Genomic DNA, 13,845 nt, shown 5'->3' with positions numbered 1-13,845 from the left:
GGTGCGTAGTGCGTTACCCTTACGCCTTTCCCAGTTTCGACAGGAACGACGCCATGGTTCTCATGTCCGCTGCGCGACGCGTTGCATCTTTGCCTGCTGCCGCGCCGCTCTCACTCGCGAACGATGGCGAGCACCGCGGCAGCCGCCGCGCGGCACGCATGCGCAGCGTCGGCGCATTGCTCGCGGCCGCCGCACTCTGCGCGGCGTGCTCGCTGCCGCAGCACACCGATGCGGACGCGCCGCCGCCCGACCCGTTCAACCCGGCCGCCACGCAATTGCTCGACGACACGAGCTGGCAGCTGACCAGCTGGACGCGCGCGGACGGCGCCACGCGCGACGTGCCGCATGGCGAGGGCGACAAAGCCGCCGATGCGCCAATCACGCTGGTGCTGTCGACCGCAAACGGCCAGCGCCGCGCAAGCGGTTTTTCCGGCTGCAACCGCTATACGGGCACGTACATGCTGAGGGACGGCAAGCTCAGCTTCGGGCCGCTTGCAGGCACACGCATGGCCTGCGCGAGCGCCGGCGGCAAACTCGAAAGCGACTATCTCGACGCGCTTGCGCATGTCGACAAGAGCGGCGTGCAGATGCGTGCGCCGCAGGAACTGCAGTTGATCACCGCATCCGGCGACACGCTCGTGTTCGCACGCAGCGAAAAATGACGATGCGCGATGACGCCGCGCAAACGAAGCGCTTCGTCAGTTTAAACTCGACGGGTTGCGCTGCGGCGCGTCCGTCATTCGTTGATGTCTAGCATGCATACGGCAGTTTTCGGCTGGTTCGGCGGGTCGACCGTCTGGTTGCTCCCTCTCATCTGGCGCCTCGTGAAATCCGCGCTGCCTGGCGGCACGGGCCTGCGCGGTCCTGGCACGATCCGGCTGTGGCTCGGCTTCGTCTGCGTGATGGTGGCGAGCTGCACGCTCGAAGCGTCGTTCGTCGATATCGCCGGCATGGACGGCGCCGGTCATGCGCTGGCGAACGGGTTGGGCCATCTGCTGGGACACGTCGGCACACCGCTGGCGATGGGCGCGCTGTTCGCGGTGAGCTTGCCGTGGCTGCTCGGGTTTCGCTGGTCGAGCCTGCTGGCATGGGCCGATGCGGCCTTCGGGCTCGGCCTGCCGCGCATAAGCGGCGCCGCACGGCGCAGCCGGCGCGCCGATAACGATGCATCGGCGGCGGCGCATGCGGCACGGCATGCCGGAACACGCAGCAACGCAGGGATCGGCTCGGGCATGCACTCGGGCGCGAATACGGGGGCCCACTCGGGGATCAACTCAGCGATCAACGCAGGCGTGGATCCTCGCGTCAATGCGATCACACCACGCACGAACGGACGATACACGCGGCCGACCGTCTGGAAACCGCCCGCAACGACGCGCGGTAAAGCTGCCGCTGCCGCCGGGTCGCTAACAGGGGCGGCCGGTGCCTCGCGCGACAGCCATGCTTCGTCCGCCAACAGCGCTGGCGGGAACGTCAACGCGCGGGGCGCGCAGAGCGGTGCTGGATGGGCGCCCGCGGAACCGGTCGCGCCCGCCGGGTGGCTACGTGGCGGGTCCGACGGCGGCTTGCCGCGCGATCGCACGCCATCGGCTACGGGTAGCGCGGGATTCGCGTCGCGTGGTTCGGTAGCAGGCGGTGTCGGTGTTTCGCCCGCCAATGCGGCAAGCGCGACCGGAACACCCGCAATGTCGATGCCGCTTGCCGGTCGCGACACTGCCGGCAGTGGCGGCAGCAATGCGCCGGGAAATCGCACGGTCGCGCCCTCCCGCGAAACGGCGACGCAGCGGCCGGCGCCGGCTTCGTCGAGTCCGACCGGAACCGCGGGATCGAGCGCGACAACGCCAATGCACCGCGCGCCGATGCGGCCTGCTTCCGTTACTCCGTCCACTTCATCCCCTTCGTCGTCTTCTCAGACGGCTTCGCCGCAGACGGGTCGCGCGAGCGCACCGGGTGCGTCGACGCCTGCGCAGCCGAGTTCCGCCGTCGCGTCGTCGACACGCTCACCCGCCTTGGGCTTCAAGCGTCCGGCGTCGACTGAACCACGCGTCGACCCGGCGCCAGGCGTGCGCGAAACGCTGCGCAGCATCGAGGAAAATACCGCGCGCTGGACGACGCTTGCGGGCGCGAGCCTCGCGCGGCGCAGCCAGGCGGAACCCGCGAAAGCGGCGGGAACCGATGAGGCGACGCGAGGCGATGTCGCTGCAAGCGACGTCGCCCCGATGGACACAACGCCCGACGACTCAAAGCCGCGAACGGGGCATGACGCACCAACCCGCGCCAGCGAGCCGATGCGCGAGGCAGGCGCAAACGCCGCGTCGAGCGGGTCCGCACCGGCCACGCTGCCGGCTGCAAGCGATGAGAGTCGGTTAGACGAGATCGGGGGTGTCCCGAGCGCCACGGGCGACTCGGCTGCATCGGCTGCATCGGCTGCATCGGCTGCATCGGGTGCTTCCAGCGCAATCGAGAACCCGTCGAGTACCGGCGACACGCCCTACCCTGCACCTCCAATCCCGGCCACGCCGCCCACGCTCGCTCCATGGGAGGCGATCGAAGAAACCGTGACCGCGCTGCGCACCGGTTCGTCGATGACATCGCACACGCTGTCGACGTCCGCGGCAGTCGCGCTCGATGCGCAAGCGGCACGCCACGGCGGGCCGCAGTTGCATATCGTGAGTCCGCATCCGACGCCGGCCCCCGCATCGTCCGACGACGAGAGGACAGCAGAGACAGCCGCGTCCACGTCGGCTGCACAACCAGAAGACGCATCGCCCGCGACTCCCGCCGGGCCCGCGCTCTCGAACGTCGTGCGATTCCCCGGCGCGCAGGCGGGGCATCCGGCGACGCCCATCGCATCTGGCGCATCGCTTGACCGCGACGGAGCAGCACAACAGCTCGACGACGATGCCGCCAGCGGCAACGCCCCTATGGACACCACCAGAGCCGAGTCGCCGAGCCGCAGCACTGCGGCTCCCTCCAGCGCGAACGCCGCCACCGAGGTCCCGACCGCGCCCGACGCCTCGCGCGCATCGCTGCGCGGCCACGCGCCAACGAGCTTCGAGTTCCACGCGCCCGCCGCCTCGCATATCGAGTTGCCGAGCCTCGCCCTGCTCGCTCGCGCATCGACCGAAGTCGAGCCGATCTCCGATGAAAAGCTCGCCGAAACGAGCCAGCTGATCGAGCAGCGGCTGCAGGAGTTCAAGGTGCCGGTAACCGTCGTCGGCGCATCGGCAGGCCCCGTCATCACGCGTTTCGAGGTCGAGCCGGCACTCGGCGTGCGCGGCAGCCAGATCGTCGGCCTCATGAAGGACCTGTCGCGCGGACTCGGCCTGACGTCGATCCGCGTGGTCGAGACGATTCCGGGCAAAACCTGCATGGGCCTCGAATTGCCGAATGCGAAGCGCCAGATGATCGGTCTCTCGGAAATTCTCGAGGCGAATGTCTACCAGCACTCCGCGTCGAAGCTCACGCTCGCGATGGGCAAGGACATCACCGGGCATCCCGTCGTCACCGATCTCGCGAAAGCGCCGCATATGCTCGTTGCGGGCACAACGGGTTCGGGCAAATCGGTCGCGATCAACGCGATGATCGTGTCGCTGCTCTACAAGGCGACGCCCGAGGACGTGCGGCTCATCATGATCGACCCGAAGATGCTCGAACTGTCCGTCTACGAAGGCATTCCGCATCTGCTCGCGCCCGTCGTCACCGATATGAAGCTCGCGGCGAACGCGCTCAACTGGTGTGTCGGCGAAATGGAAAAACGCTACCGGCTGATGTCGGCCGTGGGCGTGCGCAACCTCGCCGGTTTCAACCAGAAGATCCGCGACGCGCAGGCACATGAGAAAAAGATCGGCAATCCGTTCTCGCTGACGCCCGACGATCCCGAGCCATTGTCGCCGCTGCCGCTCATCGTGGTCGTGATCGACGAGCTCGCGGACCTGATGATGGTGGCCGGCAAGAAGATCGAAGAGCTGATCGCGCGCCTCGCGCAAAAGGCGCGCGCCGCCGGTATCCACCTGATTCTCGCGACGCAGCGGCCGTCGGTCGATGTGATCACCGGCCTCATCAAGGCGAACATTCCGACGCGCGTCGCGTTTCAGGTGTCGTCGAAAATCGACTCGCGCACGATTCTCGACCAGATGGGCGCCGAGTCGCTGCTGGGCCAGGGCGACATGCTGTTCCTGCCGCCGGGCACAGGCTATCCGCAGCGCGTGCACGGCGCGTTCGTCGCCGACGAAGAAGTGCATCGCGTCGTCGAGCATCTGAAGCAGTTCGGCGAGCCGCAGTACGAGGAAGGCATTCTCGACGGACCGGCCGCCGACGGCGCGACGCAAGACCTGTTCGGCGACGCGCCCGACGCGGAAGCCGATCCGCTCTACGACGAGGCGGTCGCCTTCGTCGTGCGCACGCGGCGCGCATCGATCTCCTCCGTGCAGCGGCAATTGCGCATCGGCTATAACCGCGCGGCGCGGCTCGTCGAGCAGATGGAAGCGGCCGGGCTTGTCTCGTCGATGGGCATCAACGGTAGCCGCGAGGTGCTGGCGCCGGGGCCCGCGCCCGACTAGGCTTCGAAGCAGGCTTCAAAGCAGGCATCGAAGCACGCATACGGCAGGCGGCAAGAACGCTGCGCGCCGCGTGCATCAGAACTCGTAGCGCGCCCAGAAGAAGGCCACGTCTCCTTCGTTGAGACCCGGGATACGCGGAATGAACGTGCCCATCAGCGACGCGTTCCGGTAACGCAACGAGCCGATCGGCAACGCGAGCGGAACCGGCAGATAGTGCGCGATATCGTTGCGCGCCGTGAAGCCGATGAAATAGCCACCGCCGACCGACAATCCGCCGAGCACCGGCTTCGTGTACCACTGACGCGCCCAGCCGCCGATCGGCTCGGGGTTCTCGTGGGAATCGAGGAAGATGAAGGCGAACAGGATGTCGTCGTTACCGTTCTCGTCCGTGAAGTGCTTGCCCGCGCCGCCGCCCCACGAATACGCGTTCAGCGACTGGCGGTGCTCTTCCGTATAGCCGTCGATATGCCAGCCGTAGCCGGTCAGATAAAGATCCCACGTGCCTTCATGCGCAACGCGCGAGACGCGCGAACAGGCGCGCGCGACCCAGTCGATCGAGTAATCGCAACCGGCGTGCGCGGGCAGCGGCGCGGTTTGCAGCGCCGCCGCCGTCACCAGCATGACCGTCGCGAACGTTGTTCTCATCGTGTCCCAGGACGATTACTTCACAACGGCGAAGACGATTGCGCTTACCACTTTTTGACGCGGCGTATGCCGCGCTCATCGACGACGAGCCGACCTGTGCGCGTTCAAGACGGCGACACCCAGACGAAATCGACGGGCGAGCCGATATCGAGGCGCGTCGGGTTCGCGTCGAGCAGTCCGCTCTGTGCATCGCGGCGAAACACATACGCGGTGTCGCTATTCTGGTTACCGACAATCAGCCAGTGCCCGGTCGGGTCGATCGAAAACTCGCGTGGCGCCTTGCCTAGACTCGACTGGCGTCCGACTTCGCGCAGATGCCCATTGGCCGGATCGACTGCGTAGATCACGATCTCGTTCGCATCGCCGCGATTGCTCGCGTAAAGGAAGCGCGCATCGGGCGACAGGTGAAGCGCCGCCGCGCCGACCTGCCCTTTGAAGCCGGGCTTCGTCATCGACAAGGTCTGCACGAGTGTCAGGTTGCCGTCGTGATAGTCGAACACGCTGACTGTCGCCGCAAGCTCGCTCGTCAGATAGGCATGCTTGCCGTCCGGCGCGAACACGAGGTGACGCGGGCCCGTGCCCGCCTTCATGTCGACATAGCGGCGCTCGGTCGGGCCTAGCAGCCCGCGGCTGCCGTCGGGCGTGTATCGATACGAAAAGAGCTTGTCGGCGCCGAGATCCTGCGCGAACAGATACCGTCCGTCGGGCGAAAACACCGTCGAATGCACGTGTGCGTTGTCCTGCCGCCCTTTCACCGGCCCGCTGCCTTCGTGATGCACCGTCAGCACCGCCTGGCCGAGCTTGCCGTCGGCCGCGAGCGGAAACATCGAGAAGCTGCCGCCCGGATCGGCCGCGACGGAATAGTTGGCTGCGCTCAGATAGCGGCCATCGGGCGAGATGCTCAGATAGCACGGATCGTTGCCCTCGGACGATACCTTGTTCAGGAACGTTAATTGCCCCCGTTTCGCGTCGAACCCGAACGCGCTGATATCGCCGCGCGTCGTGGCCGGACCGCTGTCGCCGGGCAATTCGTTGACCGCGTAGACGAAGCGGCCGTCGCGGCTGGCGACGAGATACGACGGATTGACGGTCTGCGCGGACGACACGCGCGACGCCTCGCCGGTCTTCGTGTCGAAGCGATAGACGTCGATGCCTTCGCTCTTCGGGCCCGTGTAGGTGCCGACGAGCAGATCGTAGACGCCGTCGGCAGGCGGTGTGGCGGTACGCTGTGCGGACGCGGGCGTGGCGATGATCGAGACCATGAGTGCAAGACCTTTTATGATCGAGGCTGTCGAAGCGGGATGCCGCCGGGAAAAACCGGGCAGAAGCCGGAACGAAAACGTAAGCCCGCGTCGGTGCGAGCGCGGCGCGCGGCGCGCCGTGGCCCGGTTGAAGCAATGCATGACGGTTTCCTCTGACATCGATTCTCCGGTTATTACGGTGTCGCCGGTCTGCAACTCATGCATGCGGACGCATGGCGGTCCGCTTGCAGGCTGGCAGCAGAGGTTGGCGCACGCCGCCCGTGTAGCGAGTCGGTGCAGTTGGTTGTACGCGCAAGCAAGTATAGAAGCGTCGCAGCCTTTCGAGGCTCAATCAGGCTAACTCAAACAATGGAGTCTTCATGAACGTCACTCTCAGTCTCGGACCGCTCGTCTCGCTGATCGCAGGCATTCTGATTCTGGTCATGCCTCGTCTGCTCAACTACATCGTCGCGCTGTATCTGATCATCATCGGCATAATCGGATTGTTCGGCATGAAGTGAGCACGCGCGACTGTCCGTTGAGCGGGTGCGTGCGGGCCCGCTCGTTCGAACCTCCTTCCGGTCATGCATTCGATGCGAACCATCGATGCGCAAACGATGCCCGCGCACCACATCGCGTGCGCGGGAGCATGGTTTGTTACGACAGGAATTCGCTAATGGATGCGGCTGACGCGGCGACTTCGCTCGCCGCGCAATTCGCTCAACCGTTTGCCAGTTGGTCCAGACGCAGGCGACCCTGCAGCGACAGGCCGCCGACGGCATAATGACCACCGGTTTCGCTATATCGTTTGAAACACGCACGCTCGATCAGAAACGCGGCGGCGGTTTCCATTCCATTGCGAGTCAGACCGAGTGAACGGCAATCGAGAGACAACAGCTTGCCATCAGGCAATTCGCTGGCGGCGGAAAGAATGGTGATGCAATCGGTTTTCGACGGGTTCAGCATGGCTTTCGTCCTCGAAACTGCACCTTGGGCGCGAACCGGCGACGATGTCGGGAACAACGCCGCCGCTCACATGACATATCCGGGAAGTCTGATTGTAGGCATTCGAAATGTGGCCTGCCAGTACTCAATTTCTCCCGCTTGCGTTAAGTCAATACGCACTGCGCCGCTCCGGTAAGATCGGCGTTTGATGAACGGGCGCATTCGCGCGATGCGCATTTTTTACTCATCGCTCAATCCGATCGCTTGATCGAATCGAGCCTGATTTCACGTCGAATTTGACATCTATGCCCGCACCCATTGAAGACTACGCACTCGTCGGCGACGGCCACACGGCCGCGCTGATTTCCCGCGATGGATCGGTCGACTGGCTTTGCTGGCCGCGCTTCGATTCCTGCGCATGCTTTGCCGCGCTGCTCGGCACCGAAAGCAACGGCCGCTGGCTCATCGCGCCGTGCGGCGACAACCCGAAAGCCACGCGGCGGCGCTATCGCGGCGAAACGCTGATTCTCGAGACCGACTACGAAACAGCGGACGGCGCAGTCACCGTCGTCGACTTCATGCCGCCTGGCAACGGCTGGTCGGAACTGATCCGCATCGTGGTCGGCAAGCGCGGCAGCGTGAAGATGCAGATGGAACTCGTGCTGCGCTTCGACTACGGCTTTTCGATTCCGTGGGTGAGCCGCCTCCAGCATGACAGCGGCATCAAGGCGATCGTCGGCCCCGATACGGTCGCGTTACGCACGCCGGTCGAACTGAAGGGCGAGAACATGCGCACCGTCGCCGAGTTCACGGTGTCCGAAGGCGAACGTGTGCCGTTCTCGCTCACGTATTCGGCGTCGCATCTGCGCATCCCGCCCGCGCACGACCCGCTCACCGCGCTCGCGCGCACCGAAAACCACTGGCTCGAATGGTCGTCGCGCAGCAAGGTCGAAGGCCGCTATGCGAAGGAGATCCAGCGCTCGCTGATCACGCTGAAAGCGCTCGCGTACGAGCCGACCGGCGGCATCGTCGCGGCGCCGACCACGTCGCTGCCCGAGCAGCTAGGCGGCACGCGGAATTGGGACTACCGCTACGTGTGGTTGCGCGATGCGACGATCACGCTGCTCGCAATGATGCGCGGCGGCTACTACGACGAAGCGCGCGCGTGGCGCGCCTGGCTCGGCCGCGTCATGGCGGGCGCGCCAGAGCAGGTGCAGATCATGTACGGTCTTGGCGGCGAGCGGCGCCTGCCCGAGTTCGAACTCGACTGGCTGCCCGGCTACCAGGGCGCGAAGCCGGTGCGCATCGGCAATAACGCGGTCGGCCAGCTGCAGCTCGACGTGTACGGCGAAGTCATGAATGCACTGCATCTCGCGCGCGTCGGCGGCTTGCAGGCCGACGAGACCGCGTGGAACGTGCAGCGCGCGATGCTCGCGCACCTCGAGACGATCTGGGAACAACCTGACGAAGGAATCTGGGAAACGCGCGGCGGGCGCCAGCACTTCACGTTCTCGAAGGTCATGGCGTGGGTCGCCTACGACCGGGCGATCAAGTCGGCCGAGTCGTTCGACCTGCCTGCGCCGCTCGACCGTTGGCGCGAGATGCGCGCACGCATCCATGCCGACGTCTGCGCGAAGAGCTGGAACCCCGACATCAACGCCTTTACTCAAATCTATGGGGGCAGCGAACTTGATGCAAGCGTGCTATTGTTACCTCTGCTCGGTTTCCTGCCGCCGTCCGATCCGCGCATCGCCGGAACTGTCGCCGCCATCGAGAAATATCTGATGCACGACGGATTTGTGATGCGATATCGTACGACCCGCGTCGACGACGGTTTGCCGCCGGGCGAAGGAACGTTCCTTGCGTGTTCATTCTGGTTCGTGGACAACCTTGCGCTGCAAGGGCGAGTGGCAGAAGCGCGCGACATGTACGAACGCCTGCTGTCGCTTGCCAACGACGTCGGGTTGCTTGCCGAGGAATACGATCCGACCGCCGGGCGGCTCGTCGGGAATTTCCCGCAGGGCTTTTCGCATGTCGCGCTCGTGCATACGGGCCTCAATCTGATGAAGCACGAGCAGGAAATGGCAAAGGCAACCGGCCAGCCGCCGCACGACGGGGAAGGATCGGCAGCCGGTCCCTTGAACACCGGCGCGCAAGCGTCGCCGGTAGCATGATTGGATGATGCTTCTGATGACATTCGTTTTGTGGTGCGCCGCACCGTTGCTGCATTGCACAATTTCGCGCGCACGGATATCATCGACGAGTCTGTCGGCCGACAATTCCAATTTCAACAACCCGTACGGGCCGCCTCGACGCTACGCGTGCTTTCGCGCAGCCCCGCGCGCACCGCAATAACGCTGGAGCAACCATGCTCTATCAATTTCACGAATTCCAGCGGGCACTTTTGAGTCCGCTTACCGCCTGGGCTCAGGCAGCATCGAAGTCGTTCGCGAATCCGGCCAGTCCGCTCGCGTATGTGCCGGGAGCGACCCGGCTATCGGCAGGCTACGAACTGCTGTACCGGCTCGGCAAAGACTACGAAAAGCCCGAGTTCAATCTTCACCAGATTGTCAAAGTCGGCCACAACATTCCGATCGTCGAACAGACGATCATCGAAAAGCCGTTTTGCCGCCTGCTGCGCTTCAAGCGCTTCGCCGACGATAGCGACGCGGTCGCGCAACTGAAGGACGAGCCGGTCGTGCTCGTATGCGCGCCGCTGTCCGGCCACCACGCCACGTTGTTGCGCGACACGGTGCGCACACTGCTGCAAGACCACAAGGTGTACATCACCGACTGGATCGATGCGCGCATGGTGCCATTCGAAGACGGCCCGTTCGATCTCGACGACTACATCGCGTACATCCAGGAATTCATCCGCCATATCGGCGCGAAGAACCTGCACGTCATTTCCGTGTGCCAGCCGACCGTGCCGGTGCTTGCCGCGATCTCGCTGATGGCAAGCCGCGGCGAGGACACGCCGCGCACGATGACGATGATGGGCGGCCCGATCGACGCACGCAAGAGCCCGACCTCGGTCAACTCGCTCGCCACCCAGCACTCGATCAACTGGTTCGAATCCAACGTGATCTACAACGTGCCGTCGAACTATCCAGGCGTCGGGCGCCGCGTTTATCCGGGCTTCCTGCAGCATGCGGGCTTCGTCGCGATGAATCCGGAGCGGCACGCGGCATCGCACTGGGACTTTTATCAGAGCATGCTGCGCGGCGACGAAGAAGATGCCGAAGCACATCGCCGTTTCTACGACGAATACAACGCGGTGCTCGATATGGCCGCCGAATACTATCTTCAGACAATCCAGGTCGTGTTCCAGGAATTCAGGCTTGCCGAAGGCACGTGGGAAGTCGCCGGCGAACGGGTGCGTCCGCAGGACATCAAGCACACTGCCCTGTTCACGATCGAAGGCGAACTCGACGACATTTCAGGCAGCGGGCAGACGCACGCCGCGCACGAACTCTGCACGGGCATTGCGGCGAAGCACCGTCAGCATTTCACTGCGGAGAAATGCGGCCACTACGGCATTTTCTCGGGCCGCCGCTGGCGCACGATCATCTACCCGCAACTGCGCGACTTTATCCTCGAGCACAACAAGGCAAAGAAGCCCGAGGTCGAGCACGCCGAGGCTTGACGGGTTCTCGAACAGAGCACCGACACGATAAAACGGCGACACCTCCATGAGGCGTCGCCGTTTTTGTCTCTGCAGTGCGCGCTCTGCTCGTCGCTTCGCCGGCAACGGCGCGCACGCGAGATCAACGTCGCAGCAGATACGCGAGCAGAATTTCGGTGTTCATCTGGATCATCTCGCTGCGTTCCGCAGCCGAACTGAAGTCGCGCGCGAGCGTCGCTTCGAGCGTGAAGCGGTTCGACACGATGTAGTACCCCATGCCGGAGAGCGTCACGTAAAAACGCAATGGGTCGACGTTCGTACGAAACAACCCCGCACGCTGACCGCGCTCGAGAATGCCGCCGAGCGTGGCGACGATCGGTGAGATCATCTCGCGAATACGCGTCGACTTCCGCATATATCGCGCCTCGTGCAGATTTTCGTTGTTGATGAGCCGCAGCAGTTCCGGGTGATCGCGATAGTAGTCCCACACGAAATGCGCGAGACGCGTGATCGCTTCGACCGGCGCGACGCCTGCGAGGTCGAGCGTGCGCTCGGCTTCGGTGAGCGCGCTGAATGCGTGTTCGAGTACTGCGGTGAACAGTTGCTCCTTGCTACCGAAGTAGTAATAGAGCATGCGTTCGTTGGTTTCCGCGCGGCGGGCAATCTGATCGACGCGTGCGCCGAACAACCCACCATTCGCAAACTCCTCGGCCGCCGCGAGCAGAATACGGCGACGGGTGCCTTCAGGATCTCTTTTGATTTTCGGCTGATTCATGGTGGCAACGTGCTTCGTGAGCCGCGTATTCCGATTCACACCGCCAGCTTCATGGCCGGGCTTCCTGGTCGAAGCGGCATGGCGGCGTTGCGCGGGCTGGTTGGTGGGAGACACCGTCCTGCGGTCATTCGTAAAGCGCTTCGATTATGGCACATGCTTTCGTAATGGCAACTGGGGAAATCGGCGATAATGCGAATTCGGCGAAAACCTTGTCGCATAAGCCGCGCGCGGCGGAAGTACCTCGCACAACGCCGGCATCGCATTGAGTCGCACGGAAACAACGAACCAAACCACACGCGACGCGCATGCCGCCAGTCACCGCACCGCGGAGCATCGATGAATCGCAGCAGCAAGTCCCGACCACGTCACCGTGACTGATTCGAAAACACTCGCAGACCGCATCGAAGATCTGCTCCCGCAGACGCAATGCACGAAGTGCGGCTACCACGGTTGCCGCCCGTATGCGCAAGCCATCGCAGACGGCAGCGCGAACTACAACCAGTGCCCGCCCGGCGGCGTGCAGGGCATTGCGCGGCTCGCGGCGCTGCTCGGCAAACCGGTCATTCCGCTCAATCCGGACAACGGCATCGAACGGCCGCGGCCCGTCGCCTTTATCGACGAAAACCTGTGCATCGGCTGCACGCTGTGCATGCAGGCGTGTCCCGTCGATGCCATCGTCGGCGCGGCAAAGCAGATGCATACGATCGTCGCCGAGCTCTGCACCGGGTGCGATCTATGCGTGCCGCCCTGCCCCGTCGACTGCATCGCAATGATTCCGGTAACCGGCGACGCGACCGGTTGGGACGCATGGAGCCAGCCGCAGGCCGACGCGGCGCGCGAGCGTTACCACCGGCGGCTTGCGCGGCTCGATCGCGAACGAGAGGCGGCCGAAGCGCGCGCGGCAGCGCGACGCTCAGCGGCAGGAAGCGCGGCTGCCGGCACTGCCAGCAGCGGAGCAGGCAATGCGGCCGGCGCCACCCCAGCCGATGTTCACACCACACCTGCAGGCGCGCCGCCGCGAGAGACGGGCACAGCATCGCCCGCGGCGGACGCGAACGCGGACGCCAACGCAAAAAAACGCGCGGTCATCGAAGCCGCGCTCGAGCGTGCGCGAAAGAAGAAAGAGGAAATGCAGGCGAAGGGCCAAGGCCCGCAGAACACCGCGAACGTCAGTGCCGACGTGCAGGCGCAGATCGACGCAGCCGAAGCACGCCGCCGGCGCCTCGGCATCGAGGATGAAACCGGTGCGCCGCGCAACGACAATGCATCGGACGGCGAAGCACCTCGCAGCGACGGCGAACGCCGCGATAACGGCACGAACCCCGCTCCCGACCACTCGAACCCGAAGCGCTAGAAACGCCGCCCCTTCCGCATGAACGCGAATAAACGCCGAGCGATCTACGAGACGCTGCGAAGCCTGAATCCCCATCCGACGACGGAGCTCGAATACACGACGCCGTTCGAACTGCTGATCGCCGTGATGTTGTCGGCGCAAGCAACGGACGTGTCGGTCAACAAGGCGATGCGCAGGATGTTTCCGGTCGCGAACACGCCGCAGAAAATCGTCAAGCTCGGCGAAGAGGGGGTCGCCGACTACATCAGGACGATCGGCCTCTACCGCACCAAGGCGAAGAACGTGATCGCGGCATGCAAGATCCTGATCGACCAGTACGACGGCGAAGTACCGGCCGAGCGCGAAGCGCTCGAAAGCCTGCCTGGCGTCGGCCGCAAGACGGCCAATGTCGTGTTGAACACGGCGTTCGGTCATCCGACGATCGCCGTCGATACGCACATCTTTCGGGTTGCGAATCGAACCGGTCTTGCGCCAGGCAAGGACGTGCGCGCCGTCGAAGCCGCGCTCGAGAAATTCACGCCGGCCGAGTTCAGGCACGACGCGCATCACTGGCTGATTCTGCACGGCCGCTATGTGTGCAAGGCGCGCCGGCCCGAATGCTGGCACTGCGTGATCGAACCGCTTTGCGAGTTCAAGCCGAAAACGCCGCCGCCCGATCTCTGAAGCGCACGAGCATCATCGCTTTGGGCGGATGTGCG

11 protein-coding genes are annotated in these 13,845 nt (G+C 64.5%); 7 read left to right on the top strand and 4 right to left on the bottom strand.

Annotated elements, in window-relative coordinates; all coding sequences use genetic code 11:
• The first annotated feature begins 158 nt into the window (after positions 1-158).
• Both BTO02_RS08310 and BTO02_RS08305 read left to right on the top strand, forming a co-directional pair.
• Complete coding sequence (locus tag BTO02_RS08310) at positions 159-662, top strand: META domain-containing protein (RefSeq protein WP_075158708.1); 504 nt, start codon at positions 159-161, stop codon at positions 660-662.
• 93 nt (positions 663-755) lie between these two features.
• The gene (locus BTO02_RS08305; RefSeq protein WP_075156631.1) at positions 756-4,562 is read left to right on the top strand and encodes a DNA translocase FtsK; all 3,807 of its coding nucleotides are present in this window, start codon (positions 756-758) and stop codon (positions 4,560-4,562) included.
• A 75-nt stretch (positions 4,563-4,637) separates the two neighbouring features.
• Here BTO02_RS08305 and BTO02_RS08300 read toward each other — a convergent pair whose 3' ends face one another.
• Both BTO02_RS08300 and BTO02_RS08295 read right to left on the bottom strand, forming a co-directional pair.
• Positions 4,638-5,207: an antimicrobial peptide resistance and lipid A acylation PagP gene (locus BTO02_RS08300; protein WP_083615044.1), complete on the bottom strand. Its 570-nt coding sequence runs from the start codon at positions 5,205-5,207 to the stop codon at positions 4,638-4,640.
• A 104-nt stretch (positions 5,208-5,311) separates the two neighbouring features.
• A complete protein-coding gene (locus BTO02_RS08295; RefSeq protein WP_075156630.1) occupies positions 5,312-6,469 on the bottom strand; it encodes a lactonase family protein in 1,158 nt (385 codons plus the stop codon).
• 359 nt (positions 6,470-6,828) lie between these two features.
• Between BTO02_RS08295 and BTO02_RS08290 the strand changes: the two genes are divergently transcribed.
• A complete protein-coding gene (locus BTO02_RS08290; protein WP_075156629.1) occupies positions 6,829-6,969 on the top strand; it encodes a DUF3096 domain-containing protein in 141 nt (46 codons plus the stop codon).
• Positions 6,970-7,168: 199 nt separating this feature from the next.
• Here the strand turns inward: BTO02_RS08290 and BTO02_RS08285 are convergent, their stop codons facing one another.
• A complete protein-coding gene (locus tag BTO02_RS08285; RefSeq protein WP_075156628.1) occupies positions 7,169-7,414 on the bottom strand; it encodes a hypothetical protein in 246 nt (81 codons plus the stop codon).
• Positions 7,415-7,698: 284 nt separating this feature from the next.
• Here BTO02_RS08285 and BTO02_RS08280 point away from each other — a divergent pair, with 284 nt between their 5' ends.
• Positions 7,699-9,567: a glycoside hydrolase family 15 protein gene (locus tag BTO02_RS08280; protein WP_075156627.1), complete on the top strand. Its 1,869-nt coding sequence runs from the start codon at positions 7,699-7,701 to the stop codon at positions 9,565-9,567.
• A gap of 194 nt (positions 9,568-9,761) precedes the next feature.
• Complete coding sequence (locus tag BTO02_RS08275; RefSeq protein WP_075156626.1) at positions 9,762-11,039, top strand: polyhydroxyalkanoate depolymerase; 1,278 nt, start codon at positions 9,762-9,764, stop codon at positions 11,037-11,039.
• A 121-nt stretch (positions 11,040-11,160) separates the two neighbouring features.
• Here the strand turns inward: BTO02_RS08275 and BTO02_RS08270 are convergent, their stop codons facing one another.
• Positions 11,161-11,793 (bottom strand): TetR/AcrR family transcriptional regulator, encoded by a 633-nt coding sequence (locus tag BTO02_RS08270; protein ID WP_075158706.1) that lies wholly within the window; start codon positions 11,791-11,793, stop codon positions 11,161-11,163.
• 340 nt (positions 11,794-12,133) lie between these two features.
• Between BTO02_RS08270 and rsxB the strand changes: the two genes are divergently transcribed.
• Together rsxB and nth are read left to right on the top strand one after the other, a co-directional pair.
• Positions 12,134-13,147, top strand: a complete 1,014-nt coding sequence (rsxB, locus tag BTO02_RS08265; RefSeq protein WP_232243520.1) for an electron transport complex subunit RsxB — start codon at positions 12,134-12,136, stop codon at positions 13,145-13,147.
• Between the two features lie 18 nt (positions 13,148-13,165).
• The gene (gene nth, locus BTO02_RS08260; RefSeq protein ID WP_075156625.1) at positions 13,166-13,810 is read left to right on the top strand and encodes an endonuclease III; all 645 of its coding nucleotides are present in this window, start codon (positions 13,166-13,168) and stop codon (positions 13,808-13,810) included.
• The last annotated feature ends 35 nt before the right edge of the window (positions 13,811-13,845 follow it).

It is taken from the genome of Paraburkholderia sp. SOS3, from assembly GCF_001922345.1.
Taxonomy (GTDB): Bacteria; Pseudomonadota; Gammaproteobacteria; order Burkholderiales; family Burkholderiaceae; genus Paraburkholderia.
The sequence above is the reverse complement of the archived record's forward strand: the minus strand, read 5'-3'. Positions and strand labels throughout refer to the sequence as shown.